The sequence below is a fragment of the Rubrivirga sp. S365 genome, assembly GCF_032248475.1.
GTDB lineage: Bacteria > Bacteroidota > Rhodothermia > Rhodothermales > Rubricoccaceae > Rubrivirga > Rubrivirga litoralis.
On the sequence record NZ_JAVTTN010000003.1, the window covers coordinates 16,082 to 32,054 of the forward strand.

21 protein-coding genes are annotated in these 15,973 nt (G+C 74.9%); 4 read left to right on the forward strand and 17 right to left on the reverse strand.

The window, feature by feature from the left end; all coding sequences use genetic code 11:
- Position 1: 1 nt before the first annotated feature.
- The 4 genes from RQM47_RS15855 to RQM47_RS15870 form a co-directional block, all read right to left on the reverse strand.
- Positions 2-661: a CRISPR-associated endoribonuclease Cas6 gene (locus tag RQM47_RS15855; RefSeq protein WP_314009565.1), complete on the reverse strand. Its 660-nt coding sequence runs from the start codon at positions 659-661 to the stop codon at positions 2-4.
- Positions 662-687: 26 nt separating this feature from the next.
- On the reverse strand, positions 688-1,689 hold the full coding sequence (locus RQM47_RS15860) for a helix-turn-helix transcriptional regulator (protein WP_314009567.1): 1,002 nt from the start codon (positions 1,687-1,689) through the stop codon (positions 688-690).
- A gap of 194 nt (positions 1,690-1,883) precedes the next feature.
- Positions 1,884-2,213: a DUF5615 family PIN-like protein gene (locus tag RQM47_RS15865; RefSeq protein ID WP_314009568.1), complete on the reverse strand. Its 330-nt coding sequence runs from the start codon at positions 2,211-2,213 to the stop codon at positions 1,884-1,886.
- 22 nt (positions 2,214-2,235) lie between these two features.
- Positions 2,236-2,547 carry a DUF433 domain-containing protein gene (locus tag RQM47_RS15870; protein WP_314009570.1) on the reverse strand — a complete coding sequence of 104 codons (312 nt, stop codon included), beginning with the start codon at positions 2,545-2,547 and terminating at the stop codon, positions 2,236-2,238.
- A 279-nt stretch (positions 2,548-2,826) separates the two neighbouring features.
- Between RQM47_RS15870 and RQM47_RS15875 the strand changes: the two genes are divergently transcribed.
- Positions 2,827-3,267, forward strand: coding sequence for an antitoxin Xre-like helix-turn-helix domain-containing protein (locus tag RQM47_RS15875; RefSeq protein WP_314009572.1), 441 nt, complete (start codon positions 2,827-2,829; stop codon positions 3,265-3,267).
- Positions 3,268-3,269: 2 nt separating this feature from the next.
- Positions 3,270-3,728 carry an RES family NAD+ phosphorylase gene (locus RQM47_RS15880; protein WP_314009574.1) on the forward strand — a complete coding sequence of 153 codons (459 nt, stop codon included), beginning with the start codon at positions 3,270-3,272 and terminating at the stop codon, positions 3,726-3,728.
- Positions 3,729-3,808: 80 nt separating this feature from the next.
- Here RQM47_RS15880 and RQM47_RS15885 read toward each other — a convergent pair whose 3' ends face one another.
- The 7 genes from RQM47_RS15885 to RQM47_RS15915 all read right to left on the reverse strand — a co-directional run bounded on the left by RQM47_RS15885 (position 3,809) and on the right by RQM47_RS15915 (position 8,437).
- Positions 3,809-3,940 carry a hypothetical protein gene (locus RQM47_RS15885; RefSeq protein ID WP_314009575.1) on the reverse strand — a complete coding sequence of 44 codons (132 nt, stop codon included), beginning with the start codon at positions 3,938-3,940 and terminating at the stop codon, positions 3,809-3,811.
- Between the two features lie 86 nt (positions 3,941-4,026).
- On the reverse strand, positions 4,027-4,359 hold the full coding sequence (locus RQM47_RS15890; protein WP_314009577.1) for a helix-hairpin-helix domain-containing protein: 333 nt from the start codon (positions 4,357-4,359) through the stop codon (positions 4,027-4,029).
- A gap of 3 nt (positions 4,360-4,362) precedes the next feature.
- A complete protein-coding gene (locus tag RQM47_RS15895; protein WP_314009579.1) occupies positions 4,363-5,118 on the reverse strand; it encodes a SprT-like domain-containing protein in 756 nt (251 codons plus the stop codon).
- Positions 5,118-6,065 (reverse strand): DUF6166 domain-containing protein, encoded by a 948-nt coding sequence (locus RQM47_RS15900; RefSeq protein WP_314009580.1) that lies wholly within the window; start codon positions 6,063-6,065, stop codon positions 5,118-5,120. The genes RQM47_RS15895 and RQM47_RS15900 overlap by 1 nt, the downstream gene beginning before the upstream one ends.
- Positions 6,066-6,448: 383 nt before the next feature.
- On the reverse strand, positions 6,449-6,964 hold the full coding sequence (locus RQM47_RS15905; RefSeq protein ID WP_314009581.1) for a hypothetical protein: 516 nt from the start codon (positions 6,962-6,964) through the stop codon (positions 6,449-6,451).
- Between the two features lie 51 nt (positions 6,965-7,015).
- Positions 7,016-7,561, reverse strand: coding sequence for a hypothetical protein (locus tag RQM47_RS15910; protein WP_314009582.1), 546 nt, complete (start codon positions 7,559-7,561; stop codon positions 7,016-7,018).
- Positions 7,562-7,675: 114 nt separating this feature from the next.
- Entirely contained in the window at positions 7,676-8,437 is a 762-nt protein-coding gene (locus RQM47_RS15915; protein ID WP_314009583.1) for a class I SAM-dependent methyltransferase, read from the reverse strand.
- A 247-nt stretch (positions 8,438-8,684) separates the two neighbouring features.
- On the opposite strand from RQM47_RS15915, the gene RQM47_RS15920 reads away from it, so the two are divergent.
- Positions 8,685-9,191 (forward strand): hypothetical protein, encoded by a 507-nt coding sequence (locus tag RQM47_RS15920; protein WP_314009584.1) that lies wholly within the window; start codon positions 8,685-8,687, stop codon positions 9,189-9,191.
- A gap of 649 nt (positions 9,192-9,840) precedes the next feature.
- Here the strand turns inward: RQM47_RS15920 and RQM47_RS15925 are convergent.
- Positions 9,841-10,443: a hypothetical protein gene (locus tag RQM47_RS15925; protein ID WP_314009585.1), complete on the reverse strand. Its 603-nt coding sequence runs from the start codon at positions 10,441-10,443 to the stop codon at positions 9,841-9,843.
- A 188-nt stretch (positions 10,444-10,631) separates the two neighbouring features.
- On the reverse strand, positions 10,632-10,895 hold the full coding sequence (locus RQM47_RS15930; RefSeq protein ID WP_314009586.1) for a hypothetical protein: 264 nt from the start codon (positions 10,893-10,895) through the stop codon (positions 10,632-10,634).
- A gap of 902 nt (positions 10,896-11,797) precedes the next feature.
- Here RQM47_RS15930 and RQM47_RS15935 point away from each other — a divergent pair.
- Positions 11,798-12,517 carry a hypothetical protein gene (locus tag RQM47_RS15935; RefSeq protein WP_314009587.1) on the forward strand — a complete coding sequence of 240 codons (720 nt, stop codon included), beginning with the start codon at positions 11,798-11,800 and terminating at the stop codon, positions 12,515-12,517.
- Positions 12,518-12,595: 78 nt separating this feature from the next.
- On the opposite strand, the gene RQM47_RS15940 is transcribed toward RQM47_RS15935, so the two are convergent.
- The 4 genes from RQM47_RS15940 to RQM47_RS15955 all read right to left on the reverse strand — a co-directional run bounded on the left by RQM47_RS15940 (position 12,596) and on the right by RQM47_RS15955 (position 15,924).
- A complete protein-coding gene (locus RQM47_RS15940) occupies positions 12,596-12,826 on the reverse strand; it encodes a hypothetical protein (RefSeq protein WP_314009588.1) in 231 nt (76 codons plus the stop codon).
- Between the two features lie 373 nt (positions 12,827-13,199).
- Positions 13,200-14,291 carry a hypothetical protein gene (locus tag RQM47_RS15945; protein ID WP_314009589.1) on the reverse strand — a complete coding sequence of 364 codons (1,092 nt, stop codon included), beginning with the start codon at positions 14,289-14,291 and terminating at the stop codon, positions 13,200-13,202.
- Between the two features lie 49 nt (positions 14,292-14,340).
- The gene (locus RQM47_RS15950) at positions 14,341-15,339 is read right to left on the reverse strand and encodes an ArdC family protein (RefSeq protein ID WP_314009590.1); all 999 of its coding nucleotides are present in this window, start codon (positions 15,337-15,339) and stop codon (positions 14,341-14,343) included.
- A gap of 78 nt (positions 15,340-15,417) precedes the next feature.
- Positions 15,418-15,924 carry a GIY-YIG nuclease family protein gene (locus RQM47_RS15955; RefSeq protein WP_314009592.1) on the reverse strand — a complete coding sequence of 169 codons (507 nt, stop codon included), beginning with the start codon at positions 15,922-15,924 and terminating at the stop codon, positions 15,418-15,420.
- Between the last annotated feature and the right edge of the window lie 49 nt (positions 15,925-15,973).

A 15,973-nucleotide genomic window follows, 5' to 3' on the forward strand; every position in this document is an offset into this window, starting at 1 on the left:
TCTAGCGGAGGGCGCCGAAGCCGGACCCGGTCATCTCGCCGGCCCCGGCGAGCCAGAGGAGGCGGAGTTGGTCGGGTGAGCCCGTGGCAACGACGGGGCAGGCGTTGGCCCGGTAGGCGTTCCCCTTGAAGCGGCAGAGCTTGGTCTTCGCACCGCCGAAGCTGCGGTCGAACCCGACGGAGGCTCCGTCGGTGGGAAGCCCGGCGGCCTGGAGCTTGGTGTGAAACGTGCGCGTGAGGGTGTCGTCGGCGGCCGAGTCGTCCCAGCGGAGGTGGTCACGCCCGCCGTCGTCGCGGGTCCGGCGCGTTAAGACCGGACTCGCGGTGAGGAAGCGGTGCTCTGGGTCGAGGGCAGGCTCGGGCACGACCTGGGCCTCCAGGACCTCCATCCCGCAGAGGACCGACGGTTCGGCTACGAGCCCGCCGAGGGCTCGTTTGGCGAGGGCCGGGTCGCAGAACGAGAGCGTCCACCCCGCCCCGCCCTCGAACTGTACGTGCCCTGAGCGGGCTCGGCCGCCGGAGAGCCACCCGAACGAGTAGAGCGAGAGGCCGTCGTGGGCGTCGTTCTCGCCGAGCCACTTGTGGAGGGCGCCCGTGAGGCGGTGGAGGTGGTCGAACGGGACGGGCTCCGTGTTCGGGGAGAGGGCGAGGCGGAGGCGCATGGGGGGCGATTGAGGGGTCTGGGAGTCTACGAGTCCGCGTACAGGTTTGCCGCCTCCCGGTGGGCCTGGGCCACGGCGTCGGCGAGGGCCGGCGGGTCGAGGACGCGGACGAGGGCGCCCCACCCCATCACGAAGGCGCGGGCGTCGTCGAGCCCGGCCGTCTCGAACGAGACCGTGAGCGCGCCGCCGGCGTGCTCGGCCTCGACGAGCTGGGTCCGCGAGTACGCTTTCCGGCGGAAGTACGGGGCGGCCTCGGGGGACACGAGGAGCCGGACCGTTTCGGGGTCCCCGTCGAGCGCCCCGAGCCGGTCGGCGGCGTGGGCGTCGGGGTCCCAGGCGGGCGCGGGGTGGGCGGGGCGGTCGGGGAGCGGGGTGGCGGCGCGGAACCCGGCGAGGGCGAAGTCCTTGACGGGCGGGCCGTCGGGTCCGGGCTCGGCGTCGAGGTCCTGGCAGGCGGCGAGCCAGGCCCCGGACCGGACGAGGAGGGCGAGGGGCGCGAGCGTGCGGCCGCGGGTGAGCGCCTGGCGCGAGGCCGTGAAGTAGTCGGCGCGGACGGCGTGCCGCCCCCGGGCGGCCGTGAGGAGCGCGCGGAAGGCGTCGGGGTCGAGCCCGGCCGTGACGCCGCCGGCGGCCCCGTCGAACGACCAGAGGGCGGCGTCGGCGTCGGGCTCGAACGAGACGACGTCGGCGAGGGCGGCCGCCTGGAGCTTGTCGGCGGCGGCCGCGAGCGGGGCGGCGAGCGGGGTGGGGGCGAGGAGCGGGCGGGCGGCGCGGGCGGCGACGGCGAGGGCCTCGGCCTCGTCGTCGGTGAAGCGCGGGACGGGCGTGGCGGGGTGGGCGCCGTCGGCGAGCCGGTAGCGCGTGGCCGGCCCGTCGGCGGTGGCGACGACGGTGCCCTCGGCCTCGAGCGCCGTGAGGTGGCGGCGGGCCTGGCGGGTCGAGAGCGGGACCCGGGCGGCGAGCTCGGCCTGGGCGAGGCCGGGGCGGGCGGCGAGGAGGTCGAGGAGGCGGTCGCGGGTCGTGGGCATGGGGCGAGGGTACGGGACGGGCGGCCTTCACCGGACACCGGCGTCCGGAGAGGGCCGGAACCTAGCGGTCCATACTCATCCCGCCGCGGTAGGTGGTGCTTCCCGACTGGGTTTCCAGTTCCGGCGCCCGTTCGGTAGCCCCTCCCCTTTAGAAGAAGGGGTTCGGCGAGGCCTCGCGCGCTCTCGTTCTGGGCCTACAGGTACTCGACCTGCCCCGCCATGTCCTCCGCGTCGAGGACCCCCGCGATGAGGACGAGCCCGCGGACCACGTCCTCGATCGACGTCCCCTGCCGGGCGAAGACGACCCCGGCGTGGTCGGCCGACGCCGAAGCCAGGCGCAGGAAGTCCGCGTCCTGCGTGAACACGACGAGCCCCTCCCGACGGGCGAACGCGAGGTGGGCCTCGTCGCTCTCGCCGAGCCGGCCCGCCTCCGGGACCCGGACCACCCCGATCCCCCGGCGGCGGAGACCGCCGACGACGGCCTTCGGGACGTGCTCGTCGACGTAGAACCGGACGGCGCTCACGGGCGGACTGCGGGACCCGGCCTCAACCGTCCGACCGGGCCGCCAGCTTCCGCTCCAGCGGGGACGGCGTCTCCGCCCGCGCCCGCTCGGCGTACGCCTCCCCCTCCGCGACCCGCCGGTCGACGTCCCCCTTGTGGTCGTAGTAGTACGCCAGCGCCGCGTGGACGTCGCCGAGGGTGAGGTCGTACTCGGTCGCGATCTCGTCGACCGTCTTCCCCTCCCGCTCGTGCCACAGGGCCACGTTCTGGACCGTGATCCGGCGGCCGGCGATCCGGGGCTTCCCCCCGCAGACGCCGGGGGTCGCTTCGATGTGCTTGTCTAGGACGGAGGCCACGGTTTCAGCGGAGGGCTTCGGGTTCCGGCGTAGTCAACGCCGGTTGTCGGCCGTTGACGCCCGGTCCCTGAACAAAGCTCCTCAGCGTCACGCGGCCCGTCGGCGCCCTCCGACGGGAGTTGGGTTTCCGTTTCCGGCGTCTGGACGGTCATTGGACCCCTCCACACCGTTCTCGACGCTTGACTCCGATCCCGTAGACGGTCCCCTCACGGGGGGCAACCCTCGAACGCCACCGGACGTACCTTGCCACCTGGCCGTCCCTCCACGCCACCTGGCGCCATGACCCCGATTGCCCCCCACGGCTGGTCCCTCGGCCTCCGCCCCCGGACCGCGGCCGACGCCGTCGCCCGCGTCGAGCGCGGGCTCTCCCCCGCCGCCGCCGACCGGCTCGCTGACCGGCTCGGGCTCTCCCCGGCCCAGCTCGCCGAGGCCGCCGGGGCCTCTACGCGCACGCTCGCCCGCCGGCGCCGGGCCGGCCGGCTCGGCCCGGCGGAGTCCGACCGGCTCTACCGGCTCGCCCGGCTCTTCGAGCGGGCCGTCGAGACGTTCACCGGCCGTGACGGCGACCGGGGGGCGGCCGAGGCCGACGCCCGGCGGTGGTTCCACCTCCCCCAGTGGGGGCTCGGCGGGGCCACCCCACTCGACTACGCCCGGACCGACCCCGGCGCCCGCGAGGTCGAGGCCCTCCTCCACCGGATCGACCACGGCGTCCTCGCCTGACGGTGGTCGCCTGGCGCGTCGTCCCCGAGCGGTACGCCCGCTCCGCCTTCGACGGCGAGGGCGCCCGGCTCAGGGGCGGCCGGTTCAACGGCCCCGGGACCGCCGCCGTCTACGCGGCCGACTCGCTCGCGCTCGCGGTCCTCGAGGTGGCCGTCCACCTCCCGTCGTACCGGGCGCTCCTCGGCCGGGTCGGCTTCCGCGTCGAGATCCCGGACGCCCTCGTCGAGACGGTCGCCGAGGGAGACCTCCCGTCCGACTGGCGCTCGTCGCCGCCGTCGCGGTCGACTCAGGCGCTCGGGGACGCGTGGGTCCGCGAGGGCCGGTCCGTCGTGCTCCGGCTCCCGTCGGTGCTCCTCCCCCACCACACGAACGTCGTCCTCAACCCGGCCCACCCCGCGTTCGGCGAGGTCATCGTCGGCCCGCCCGAGCCGGTCCCTATCGACCCCCGCCTGATCAAGTAGCCCAGCCGCCGAGACCGGCGAGGGTCCGAGCCGCCACCAGTTTCCGGTTCCGGGTCTCACGAGGTCCGGCACGCGGACCGCTACGACAACCCGTAGTGCCCGCGGGTCTCGCGCTCGCGGCCCCGGACGACGCGGCGGCCGTCGAGGTTGCCGGAGCGCGCCGTGACGACGGTCCACTGGCGGCCGAGGTCGGGGGCGTCTTGGTAGATCACGACCCAGTCGTCGGTCGTCCCGAGGTCGTGGGCGCGGTCGGTGTTCGAGTAGAGCGCCGTGTAACGGCGGCGGCCCCGGCGCGTGTTCAGGATCGGGAGCCAGGCCCCCCCTCGGGGTTGTTCCGGCGCGGGGCGATCGTGTGGAGGTTTCCGGCGTCGGCGCGCTCACGGTACTCGCGGTCGACGTCGAGGAGCTCGGCGACCGACGGCGGGGCGACGAGGTTGTCGTCGGACCGCTCGCCGCCGAGGTGGTCGAGGACGGCCTCAGCCGTCTTGTGGCCGACGCCGGGGACGGTCGAGAGCCGGCCGGTCTCGGCCGCCTCGCGGAGGGCGTCGAGGGAGTCCACGCCGAGCGCGTCGCGGACGCGGACGGCGAGGGCGGGGCCGATGCCGGGGACGGAGGTGAGGTCGTCGGGCACGGATCAAGGGTCGAGCCGCGACAGAGTCGGCTCGTACCCTGTGGCTGGGGATCGCGGTCCCAGGCGCTTGAAGCGGAGGTGGAACCGCTCGTCGTAACGCCCGCCTGCGTGGCGGTCGCAGCACGACAGGCAGGCCGTCGCCCGCTTGGGACGGCGGGCGCGGCGGACGGTGTGGCCGCAGCGGGGGCACGTGGCCGTGACGCCGGCGGTGCCGCCGTAGGGGCCGCACTCCGCCCCGCCCCGCCAGACGACGCGGCCGGTCGGCCGGTGCGTGACGCGGAGGTAGGCCGGTCGGCTCGGCCGCGAGCACGTCGGGCAGAGGTGGGCGCGGACGGGCTGGCGGTAGAGGTCGTGGGAGCCGCCGCAAGATGGGCAGACGGCGGCGTAGGGCGCGGCCGGGTCGTCGGGGACGTCGCCGTCGAAGCACCGCTCGGGCTTCGCCCCGCAGCGTCGGGCGAGCGCCTTCCAGGTCCGGTCGTGGGCGCGTCGGCCGCGGCGGTCCGGATGCAGCTCGTGGTCGAGGGCGTGGGCGACTTCGTGGCGGACGGTGTCCTCGACCTCCGCCTCGGGGAGCGTGCGCGAGAGGTGGGTGGACAGGGTAATGCGCTTGTCGCGGGGTCGGCAGACGCCGAGACGTCGGCGGGCGCGGTCGAACCCGAAGGTCCAGCCGCGGTCGGCGAGGGAGGCGCCGAGGACCTCGCGCCCCAGCTCGTCGAAGAGCCGGAGCGCGAGGGCGCGCGTGTGGGTCTGGGTCGGCATTACGCTGCGCGCTGGGTGACGGCCTCGGTGCGGCCTGCCAGCCAGGCGAGCACAACGGTGCGCTGGATGACGGCGCCGTGCTCGGGGAGCAGGGCGATGACCTCGGCCTTGAAGTTCTGGTAGTGGCGGTCGGCCGTGGCCTCGTCAGTGAGCGTGAGGAGGACCGAGCGGGCACAGTCGGCGGGACCGCTCCCGCCGTAGCCCCATTCGGGGCCGGAGGGCGAATGCCGGACGACGTGGGGGCAATTGGCTTCGCCGTCGCCTACGGCGGTCATGCGGGCCGTGCCGTCGGCGTCGCGCCAGAGGCGGACCGCGAGGGCGGGGGTCCTCTCCCCTCCCCCATCTGTCTCGTAGCCGACGGGCGGCTCGGCGGCCGTGCAGGGGCGGGCGTCGAGGGCGGGCCAGACGACGACGCGGACGTTGACGCCGAGCGTGGTCGGGAGACCCTGAGCGCGGCGGCCGAGCCCGGTGACGCGCAGGAGGTGGACGGCGGCGCCGGCCCGAAGGAGCGGGGTGAGCCAGGCGGCGTGCTTGGGCTGGACGCGGCCGACGGGCTGGAGCGAGCGGTCGGACCGGACGGCGTAGACCGCCAGCCCTGCCCCGCCGTGGCGGGCGGGGTGCGGGACCGTGAGCCGGGGGCGGGCCTCGATGGGGCGCCGGTCGCCCAGCGTCAGGGCCTCGACGGCGTGCGGGTGGCGCGACGTGCCGACGAGCTTGGACGGGACCGAGAGCTCGCGGAGGCCGTTGGCGAGCGAGAAGGCGACGGCGTCGAGTGCCTTGCGGACGACGTAGGCCGGCGGAAGGGACTCGGTCGCGAGGACGTGATCGGCCCACCGGGCGGCCTGGTCGGTGAGCGGGGGCGGCGTCGGGAGCGCGGGGGCTCCGAACAGGCGGAGCGCGAGGGTGTCGGTCGCGGCTGGGACGGCCGGAGAGGGGGCGTGGGACATGGCGGTGCGCGCCGGTCGGGCGCGGGGACGTTGAGACGGAGCGGGCGGCTCGGGTTAGGAATCCCGGACCGATCTTGTGCTGTCAAAGTACGACATTGTTTGCACTAAAGCAAGCAGAAACAGTTACCTCGCAGCCCTCGATCGGCTCTCCCCTACCCCACCGGCGGCCATAAAAAACGCGCGGCGCACCCGAAGGCACGCCGCGCGGTCTCAACATCACTGGCTCGTGCGCGGAACCGCCCCCTCCGCCGTCGTCGGCCGACGTGCGGCGGCGGGGTCCTAAGCGGCGGCGGGTCCCGGAGCTCTCGGGTCGCCCCCGCGCGGTCGCCAGCCATGCAGGTGGCAAAGTACGGCGGGCGGCAGGCGGTTCCCAAGCGGCGCGCTCAGTCCGACGACGTGGGGACGGCTTGGGCCGCGAGCACGTCGGCCACGAGCTCCTCGACGGAGTCGTAGGGGTAGGCGTCGCCGACGTGCTCGCGCATGAAGTCGAACCGGATCTGGGCGCACTGGCGGAGGGCCTCCTCGTACCCGTACTTGTCGATGGAGCGGACGCGGCGGCGGGGCTTGCCGCCGTCCACGGCGGGGAGGTAGGCCACGGCCACGCGGTAGGTCACGCCCTTGGTGCTCGTGTTGATGATGCCGACGCCGGTGGAGGGGCCGTCGCTCCCGGCGGATCGGAGCCGGCCCTGCTGGGTGTTGATCGCGTTGATCGTCTCGTCGCGCCACGCGACGGCCCGGCGGAGCGCTTCGACCCCGTCGCCCCGGTCGGGGAAGTTGCGCTCGAAGGCCCGGCCCCCGTGCTCGACGACGACGCGCCAGCCGGCCCCCTTCGTGCCGGGCATCCGCCGCTCGATGTGGTCGAGGAGGTCGAGGTCGCGGGCGGGGGTCAGGGCGGGCATGGAGAGGAAACGCAGGGGCGCCACAGGGTAGCGCTCCCTACCGCCAGCCGGTCAACCCTCGATGCGGACGCGGGCGACGGCCCCGCGCATCAGGTCGCAGACGGTGGAACGGCGGAGGGCGGATCGGTGGGCACGACGGGCGTCGGCCGCGCAGCCGAAGCGCGCCGCCTGCGCACGGACTGCACGGCGGGCGGCCTCGACGACCTCGGCCGGAACGGCGAGGGACCGGACGGCGCGGACGACGGTGCCCTCGGCCTGGCAGAGCGCGAGGGTCAGCGACCGCGCTTGGGAGCACGGTCCGCCTGTGACCCCGTTCACGTGGGCGGCCCCGTCGAGGAGGACGAGCGGGGCGTGAGTCTCGATGCGGCCGGGGGTCCCGGGCTCCCCCACCCGGAACGCGACGGCGGCCACCCCGTCGGCGTGGTAGACCCCGAGCTCGACCGGGCCGGTCTCGACGGCCTCGACCTCGGCCGGTGTCGGCTCCTCGTAGACGACGAGGGCGCGGATCGTCGGCCCGTTGAGGAGGAGGCGAGCGCCTTCGATAGGGATGGGATCGCCGGCGTGGACCGGCGACCCCACCCGGAGCGAAGAGGTCATGGGCTGCGGGTGGGAGCGGGACGGGCGGGGCGCCCACCAGAGCCGTCCCGAAGTGCCCGTCGGAGCTCACGGCGAGCGGGAACGTAACGCAGCCGTACCCGCGAGGTCCGGCGCCTACCCGACCCCGTCCAGGACCACGAGCCTGGTCTTGACGCCGGTGCCGGACTCCCGGAAGGCGTCGGCGGGGAGGTCGATCCAGTAGCCTCCCCGGTCTTCCACGAACGCGCGGAAGGCACGGTAGCGGCCCTCGCGGCGGAAGTGGCACGACTCGGGGACGACGGCCACAAGCCGACCGCCCGGGGCGAGCATCGAGGCCGCCCGCTCGACGTGGTCCATTGCCCGAATGCCACCCCGGCCAAAGGGAGGATTCATGACCACGGCGTCGTAGGGCGCGCTCGGCTCGAAGTGCTCGAACGGGCGTCCGAAGGACGCGGCGTGGCCTTTGGCCTCGATAATCTGGCGGAGCGTGTGACTAGGCTCGACGGCCTCGACGCGGGCCTCGGGGTGGCGCTCGCGGAGGACGTCGAGGATGGCGCCGTCGCCGGCCGACGGCTCCAAGACGCGGACATCTCGACCCGTGCCGTACAGCCCGGCGGCGTCGATCATCTGCTCGGCGAGGGTGCGGGGCGTTCGGAAATAATCGGGGATGCCGGACAGGCGCGCGGCCTCCACCATCCGCTCGACCTCGGCCTCGCGCTGGCGAGCGGCGGCCTCGGGGTCGTCGTGGCCGTCCATGAGCCGGGCGAGCGCGGCGACGGCGGCCTCGAACTGCCCCGCGTCCTCGATGCCCATGCGGGCGAGCGCGCGAAGGCTCTTCTGCCGGCTGGCCTCTCCCCACTCGGTCGGGCACGGCTCGGTGCCTGGGAAGCGGGGCACGGTCGGGCGGGACTCGGGGCCGCTGGGGACGCCGACCAGGCGTTCGACGTGGGACCGGGTAGAGACGCCGGCGAGGGCGGGCGGGCACGTTCCGGCGCGGAGCGCGGTGGCGACGGCCCGGAGTGCGGTCGCGTAGATCGTCAGGCGCTCGGCCTCCTTCGTGCCGGCGGCGCGGTGCTGGGCGCGGCGGCGCGTGAGGTTGGCTGCGCCGTCCCTTCGGGGTCATTCCGGCGTAGAGGCCCCGCTGATGTTCGGCCTTTGCCTCGGCGGTCGTGGCCTGGGCGTCGAGCCGGTCGGCCTGCTGCCGGTCACGATCCGACACGGCGGGCGGTACGGCGGGCGCGGGCTGGCTCTCCTGCTCCCTGCTCTCGCCGGGCTCTCCCCCACCGGGCGGGGTGGTGGGCGGGGTGTCGGTGGGCGCCGGGTCGTCTCCGTCAGCGCGGCCGGAGCGGAGCCGCCCGGCCTCGTCGCGGCGGAACGGGCGCCCGGTGCCGTCCTCCTGTCCCCACGCGAACGGGAGCGGGCCGAACACGACGGCCCCGGTGATCCAGTCGCGCGCGGCCTCGACGGCGGCGCGGACGCTCAGGCCGAGATTGAACGCCTCGGCAAAGTCGATCCCGTGGAACTGCGTGACGTGGCCGATCCAGCCGACGGCGGCGCGGGCGGTCGCCCTCTCGGCGTACGCCTCGACCGTCGCGGGGCGGTCCTCCTCGGCCGTGCGTGTGGCTTCGGACGCCAGCGCGGCCGGCGCTGAAGCATCCTCCCCGTTCGCCTCGGCTGAGCGGAGGGCCTGGGCCACGGCGAGCGGGAGCACGACGGGCGCCAGAAGCCCCAGGCGCTCGAAGCACGCGCGCATGATGCTGAACCCGCGTGCGCGCGACATGGGGAGCCCGAGCGTCCAGCGGAGCGCCGTCTTTAGGGCGGCGGCGGTGTCCTGCCCGTAGGTGTCGCACGAGAGCAGGGCGCGGACGTGGCGGCGCGTGCGGACGGTGAAGAGCGGGGACGGCATCTCGCGGCGCTCGTGAAGCCCGGCCAAGCGCTCAAACGCGCGGGCGGTACGGGCGGCGGCACGGTATCGCTCGGCGGCAAGGGCCGCGCGGCTGCGCTGCGTCGGGTCCCCGCTGGGGCGGGGCGGGCTGTCGCGGTCGGTGTTGGTCTCAACCTGGCGCTCGGCCCGCTCCATCTGGACACGGGCGCTGGCGGCGTGGGCGCGGAGGGCGCGGGCGGTCTTGTCGCACCCCGACGTGATTCGCTCGGGGAACGGGTCAGACGGCCGGGCGGCGGTGGGCGGAACCGGCTGGGGGCCGGAAGGGAGGCGGAGGGCGGTGGTCATGGCTGGGGATGCTGAGGAGACGCCCGGCCGGGTTAGGCGCCCGGCCGAATGTTGGGGATGGCTCGCCCCGCTAGGCGGCGAGAGGGAGCGGGGCGGGCGCTGCGGCGTCAGGACCGTCGTTGGTGATGCCGAGCGCTTCGCAGAGGTGGGCGTCGAGCGCTTCGGCTTCGACCCGGTGCGCCTCGGCCTCGGCCGACGTCCGCAGGGCGGCCCGCGTGCTCTCCGGCATCCGGCGGGCGTTCCGCCAGGTGTCGGGGTCGGGGTACTCCCACTCGCGGACGGCCTCGGCGCCGAACTCGTGGGTGAGCTCGTCCACGGCGACGCCGAACGCCTCGCGGGCCTGCTCGACGGCGGACCCCTCAAACGGCGGGTGGCCGGTGTCGCGGGCGACGCGGGCGGCGTACCCTAGAAGCGCCTCGGTGGCGTCCCCGGCGAACACGACGCGGCACGTCCCGCTGGGGCGGCCGACGGCCCCCGGAGCGGACGCGGTGACGGTGAGGAACGGCCCGACCTCCTCGGGCTCGTAGTCGGTGAGCAGGTCGGCCGCGTGGTCCTCGCCCCAGGGGTCGGCGGCGTCGGGGTGGGGCTGGCCCCCGGACCGGGGTCCGGGGCAGGCTCTGACGAGGGGCCAGAGGGCGAAGGCGAGGACGGGCGGCGTGGCACGTGCAGGCATGGCGGGGAGCAGGGATGTTGAGACGGTGTCGCGGGGCGGTTAGGAGCCGTCCTCAGACACAAGTAAAATAGCACGACAGAAGCACAATACCAAGCAAAAAAGTAAGCCAGGCGTCCAAAAACGCGATTGGCTCCGCTGGCTACGCCCCCCGCTTTCGCGGGGGGTAGGCTAGCAGCGGGAAGGGCGACCTAGCGGGCAGCGACGGGATCGCAGCCGGCCCAGAGCGGGGACCGGGCCGCGTCGCGGGTGGCCCAGGCGCGGGCGACGACGGCGAGCAACGCGGCCTCGCGGCCCGGCGTGACCGAGGACAGGCGGGCGTCGAGTTCGCCGAGCGCCGCGCAGGTGGTGGGGTGGGTGTCGCGGGTTACGACGAGCGTACGGGCGGGGCGGTCGCAGTCGGTGACGACGTAGCCGGTGTGCCCCAGGGGCTCGAAGCGGATGGAGAGGGACATGGTATTGGGCGGTTCGTGGGCAGCCCCCTCGTGTGACCGACGGCCACAGCGCCCGGGGGCTGAAAGCCCCGTATTGGCGCGCGAAGGGCGGAGGCCAGGGCCGCGCGGACCCGCACAAACGGCGTGCAGGGCCGCTCGTCGGCCCAAGCGACGTGCGGAGGGGAGCACGGAGCGAAGCGACCCTTGCCGTAGCCCGGAGAGGCCGCAGGCCGGCGCGCATTGATTGGCAGAGCCCCCGGGCGCAAACCCGAGACCGCGGCGGTAACCGCACGATGCCGGCTCGCCGGCCCCGCGTCAGCGGTCCGCCTTCGCGGGTGGCGCGGCTTTGGGCGCCTCCTGCCTCGGCCGTCGAGCCGACGGCGCGATCAGCGGCGTGGGCGAACGGCCTGGGTCCCCGTCAGGGGCGGACGCGGGGCCGGCTCTGCCGGCGCGGCGGCCGGGGTGTGCCTCAGCACGGAGGCGGAGCCGGGCGGGGCGGGAGCGGAGCGGGAACGGGAGGCGCCGGGAGGGAGCGGGGCGGGCGGCCCGTCCGCACGGACCGGCGACCGACCAGAGCCGGACGTGGACGAGGAGCGGACGACCGAGCCGGGAGGAGCCGGGGCCTCGCTAGAGGTGGAGGCCCCCCAATGAGCGGGGGCGAGGCCGACGGCGCGGCTGGGGGGCCGGCCGGCGGCAGCCGGCGGGGGGTTAGCCGGGGAGCGCCGCCTGTCGGCGCGCGGGGGAGGCTGGCTGCGCCGACGCTTCGCGGTGTGGCGGGCCGTGCCCACGAGAGGTGCGCCCGGCGAGAACGCCCCCGGCTCTGGCTGCGGCCAACTCTGGACACGCTTTTCCCGTAGGCGGATCTCCGTTTGACCGCTCTGAACAGGTCCATGACCCTCGACCCATTTGCCTCCCGCGTCCGAATGCTCACCCTCTACGCCACCGTCTCGACCCTCCTCCTGATCGCCGTCGTCGCGCTGGCGGCCACGTCCGAGCGGCGGGCGTCGTTCGACGAGATCGACGTCGAGCGGATCAACGTCCGAAAGCCCGACGGGAGCCTGTCGCTCGTGGTCTCGAACGAGGCCCGGATGCCGGGCGTGATCTCCGGGGGGCGCGAGTACGGGCCGAAGAAGGGTCGGTCCGGGTTGATCTTCTACGACGGCTCGGGCGACGAGATGGGCGGGCTCACGTACGGGAGCCGCGTCGAGGACGGCGTGCTGACGCACTCGGGGCACCTCGCCTTCGACGCTCGGGGCAACGACCAGGCCGTCAACCTGTCCTACGCCGAGACCTGGGAGGGCGGCGAGCAGACGAGCCGGGTCGGCGGGCTCCGGTTCATCGACCGGGCGCCGAGCACGCCCGAGGACGGGCAGACGCGGTTGGCGATGGGCGAGATGGCGAAGACGGGCGACGCGGCCGAGCGAGAGCGGGCGGCCGAGTGGTTCCGCGAGAACGGCCGCTACGGGCGGGACTGGTCGAACCGGATCGTGATCGGGTCGGTGGACGGGACGGCGTACCTCGGGCTCAACGACGGCCAGGCGCGGGAGCGGATCAGGGCGACGGTGGGCGAGTCGGGGGCACCGCGCGTCGAGGTGCTGGACGCTGAGGGGGCCGTGGTCCACGTCGTCGCGCTCGAGGAGTAGGTGCCGGACGTCCGGGGGACCCGCGCCACCTGTCCAGCGTCGGCGGCTCGGTCCCGCCTGCCAGCAGGACCCGGCCCGTTAGAGACGCCCGGTGAGGCACTGCCCGGTGAGGCACCAGCGGACTTCCTGGCCGACGATGGTGAGGAAGAACAGCGAGAGCCAGCCGCAGACGAAGCACCCGGCCGAGGACCAGCCGAACCCGACGGACTGCCAGCCGAAGAAGACGGCCAGGGCCGCGTAGAGGACGAGCGGCCCGAGCGTGCTGAGGACCCGCTGGACGACCGGACGAGAGAGGAGAGACGCGGACATGACGGCACCGGAAGGAGAGACAGACGAGCCGAAGCCCGGCCCGCCGACGGCGGACCCCTCCCCCGCCCCACCGCGCGCAGGGCCGTCCAGGTGGAGCCGCCGGGCGCCCGGAGCCACGCGCAGCGGAGCCTGCGAAGCGAGCATGGCGAGGACGGCCGGTGGATCACCTTGACGGCCCGAGCACGGTGGGTTGCTTGTGGAGACCGCCGCCGCCCCGCCCCCCTCCCCTGCGACCACCGCGCAGCGGCCGGCGTGAGGAGCCGGAGGCCAGCGCAGCCCACCCAGGGGCGCAGCCTGTGCGCCCCTGGGGAGGAGCGCCGAATTGCCCTTCGGGCTCGGCGCGTGTCGGACGGTTGCCCCTCTCCCCTCTCGGTCAGCCGAACAGCGCGAGCTGGCGAACTCGGGACGGATCGGGTGCGGCGGCTACGGCCCGGCGCTCGGCGGCGTGACGGCGCTTCCGGTCACACTCCGCCTGGACGTCGCCGGCGAGGTCGAGGCGGGCGCGGTCGAGGAGCGCCCGGATCGCGGCGGCCTGCTGGGCGGGTGCCCGCACGGCGCGGTGCTTGGCGCCGTCGTCGAGGACGGAGTCGTAGCCGTACCAGACGCGGCACGCGCGCCGCTGGTGGAACGTCTCGACACGGCCGCGCTGCTTGTAGACGGCGACGGCCAGGCGCGGGTCGTTCAGCCGCAGCACGACCTCGACGGTGTCCCGGTCGCGCCAGACCTCGGCCGGACTCTCGACGCGCCGCCAGCGGCCGGCGCGCTCAGCGTAGTGCGCGCTCGCTGTCAGCGTCACGCGGGACGGCCGGACGATCTTCAACAGCCCGTCGCGGTCGGTCCAGTCGTGGGCGCCGTGGACGAACTCGCGGCGGCGGGCGGTCTCCCACCGCTCGGCGCTCGCGCGGCTCCGTGCTTCCTCGACGTGCGCGGCGGCCGTCCAGTCGTCCAGCGCCCAGCCGTCGAGGCTGTACGGCCGGAGCAGTGACGGCGGGTAGACCTCCGGCCCCGTCTCAGGGAGCGTCGCCAACTCGACTACGTCGAACCGCTCGACGGTCTCGCCGTCCTGCTCAGCCGTCGCCCGGACGATCCGCCAGCGGGCGAGGTGCGCCAGCCGATTCGACGCGCGGGTCTGCTGGGGCTCCCGGTACCAGCCCCGGAGGTGGCGGAGCGTGTGGAGCGCCGAGTCGAGCGAGGTGAACTCTCCGGGCTCGGGCGGCTCGTTCGGTCGCCAGCGGGACCGCCCCCGGACGAGACGCCAGGCGTGGCCCCGACGGTCGAGGTAGAACCGGGCGGCGAAGGCGAGCCGGTTCCGGTCGAGGGGGGACGTCTCGAAGTGGTCGAGGGCCGAGGTGATCCGGAGCATCGTCGATGCCTCGCCCGAGGCGGACAGGTGGAGTGCGGCGGCGGTGCCGAGGTCGCCGGCGCGGCCGATCCGCTCGAACGGGGCGGGGTGGGGCGCGGGCATGGGTCGGCGGGGATGCGACCGGGCACCCTGCGCCCGGCCGGGATTTTGGTCAGGCGGCGAGGGCGCGCGGCTTCGCGCTGACGCTGTCGGCCTCGGGCGCTTCGAGGGCGGGGCGGGCGGACTCGGCGGTCACCGTCCCCTCGCGGGCGGCCTCCACCAGCTCGACCAGTCGCCACCCGATCCGGTCGATGGCGCCGAGCTGAGCGGTGATGAGGTCGCGGCGCTCGTCCTCGCTCTCGGCCTCGGCGGTCCAGGTGCGGAGGTAGGGGAGCGTCGCGGCCGACGTGTCGAGCCCGAGCGCGTAGCAGGCGAGGTAGGCGGCGCCCTCGGCCTGGACCTCGCGGACGTTCTTGGGGATGTCGGCGGCCTCGGGGCCGGTGTGGGCGAGGGCGTGCGCCAACTCGTGCGCAAGCACGGCCGCTTGCTGATTGGCCGGAGCCGCCTTGACGCCGATCCGGCGGAGGGCCGGATCGCAGAAGCCGCCGGCCCGCCGGTCGCGGGCTGCAAAGGTGCCGACGGTGTAGCCGAGAGAGCGGGCCACGGCTTCGAGGTCGGCCCGAAGGTCGGCGAAGTCGTCGCCTTCGAGCTGCGGGATGGGCGAGACGTAGACGGGCGCGCGGTCCTCCTGCCCCTCGATCACGGCCGTCTGGTCGATGTCGAACACCGTCGCCACGCGGTAGCCGACGACGGCGCGCGTGCCCTCAGGCACCTTCGCCTCGCGGGCCTTCTCGCCGGTAAGCTTGCGGACGATGGGAGCGAACAGCATGTATCCGTGCTCGCCCTTCTGGACTTGGCGGCCGTGCTGCTGCCAGGCGCGGTAGCCCTTGAAGAACGACGCGGACGTGCCGCGCGCGCGGGCCTGCTCCGCCAGCAGCAGGGTGTTACGGAACGAGTAGGACCGGAAGAGGGCGCAGAACTGGAGGTGCGCCGCGAGCGCGGCCGGGTCGTGGGCGACGTGCTCGACGCCCTGGGCGAGGGTGGCGGCGGCCTCCTCTCGGCGGGCCTGGGCCTTCTCGATCTGGGCGGGGGTGGGCTTGGTGCGGGGCATGGCTGGGGGCGGTGTGATGTCGAGACGGACCGCCCGGCCGGGTTAGGAAGCCCGGCCGGGCGGGGTGGGGGTGCCGCGCTAGGCGGCGCGGGCGGTGGACCGCCAGACCGACGGCGCGGCGTGACGAGCGAGCGCGGCGGCGCGGGCGGGGTCGAAGTCGCGGAAGGCGAACGGGACGGCGCGGGGCTCGACGGCGCCGGACGTGAGGGTGCGGACCTCGGGCGGGACCGACGCGAGCGCGGCGTCGATGCTGCGGCGCGTGTCGGCGGTGCGACCGGCGCGGAACGAGACGACCGAGACGCCGGCCTGGCGGCGCTCGATGGGGCACCAGCGGGTCACGTGGGAGCGCTTGATGTGCTGTTCAAGGCGCTGGGCCTCGGTGCACGAGGCGCACCGGATGACCTGGACGACGTCCCACCCGATGCCGTAGGCATTGGCGGCGTTGAGGAGGTGGGAGCCCTGGCCGGTGAGGTGCTGGCGGACGCGGCGGGGCAGATCGACGGTCCAGCCGACGTAGTGCCGGGCGTGGCACAGGGGGCGGCGTAGCCGGATGACGTAGACGGACGCTTGGCGGGCGCGGGGCATGGCGAGAGGAGGATGTTGAGACCGGAGACGGCAGCCGGGTTAGGAGCCA

Bases quoted from the DNA above. Each gene is read 5' to 3' on its own strand.
- RQM47_RS15855 (WP_314009565.1), bottom strand. From the start codon at position 661: ATGCGCCTCCGCCTCGCCCTCTCCCCGAACACGGAGCCCGTCCCGTTC.
- RQM47_RS15860 (WP_314009567.1), bottom strand. From the start codon at position 1,689: ATGCCCACGACCCGCGACCGCCTCCTCGACCTCCTCGCCGCCCGCCCC.
- RQM47_RS15875 (WP_314009572.1), top strand. From the start codon at position 2,827: ATGACCCCGATTGCCCCCCACGGCTGGTCCCTCGGCCTCCGCCCCCGG.
- RQM47_RS15895 (WP_314009579.1), bottom strand. From the start codon at position 5,118: ATGCCGACCCAGACCCACACGCGCGCCCTCGCGCTCCGGCTCTTCGAC.
- RQM47_RS15900 (WP_314009580.1), bottom strand. From the start codon at position 6,065: ATGTCCCACGCCCCCTCTCCGGCCGTCCCAGCCGCGACCGACACCCTC.
- RQM47_RS15905 (WP_314009581.1), bottom strand. From the start codon at position 6,964: ATGCCCGCCCTGACCCCCGCCCGCGACCTCGACCTCCTCGACCACATC.
- RQM47_RS15910 (WP_314009582.1), bottom strand. From the start codon at position 7,561: ATGACCTCTTCGCTCCGGGTGGGGTCGCCGGTCCACGCCGGCGATCCC.
- RQM47_RS15920 (WP_314009584.1), top strand. From the start codon at position 8,685: ATGTTCGGCCTTTGCCTCGGCGGTCGTGGCCTGGGCGTCGAGCCGGTC.
- RQM47_RS15925 (WP_314009585.1), bottom strand. From the start codon at position 10,443: ATGCCTGCACGTGCCACGCCGCCCGTCCTCGCCTTCGCCCTCTGGCCC.
- RQM47_RS15930 (WP_314009586.1), bottom strand. From the start codon at position 10,895: ATGTCCCTCTCCATCCGCTTCGAGCCCCTGGGGCACACCGGCTACGTC.
- RQM47_RS15935 (WP_314009587.1), top strand. From the start codon at position 11,798: ATGCTCACCCTCTACGCCACCGTCTCGACCCTCCTCCTGATCGCCGTC.
- RQM47_RS15940 (WP_314009588.1), bottom strand. From the start codon at position 12,826: ATGTCCGCGTCTCTCCTCTCTCGTCCGGTCGTCCAGCGGGTCCTCAGC.
- RQM47_RS15945 (WP_314009589.1), bottom strand. From the start codon at position 14,291: ATGCCCGCGCCCCACCCCGCCCCGTTCGAGCGGATCGGCCGCGCCGGC.
- RQM47_RS15950 (WP_314009590.1), bottom strand. From the start codon at position 15,339: ATGCCCCGCACCAAGCCCACCCCCGCCCAGATCGAGAAGGCCCAGGCC.
- RQM47_RS15955 (WP_314009592.1), bottom strand. From the start codon at position 15,924: ATGCCCCGCGCCCGCCAAGCGTCCGTCTACGTCATCCGGCTACGCCGC.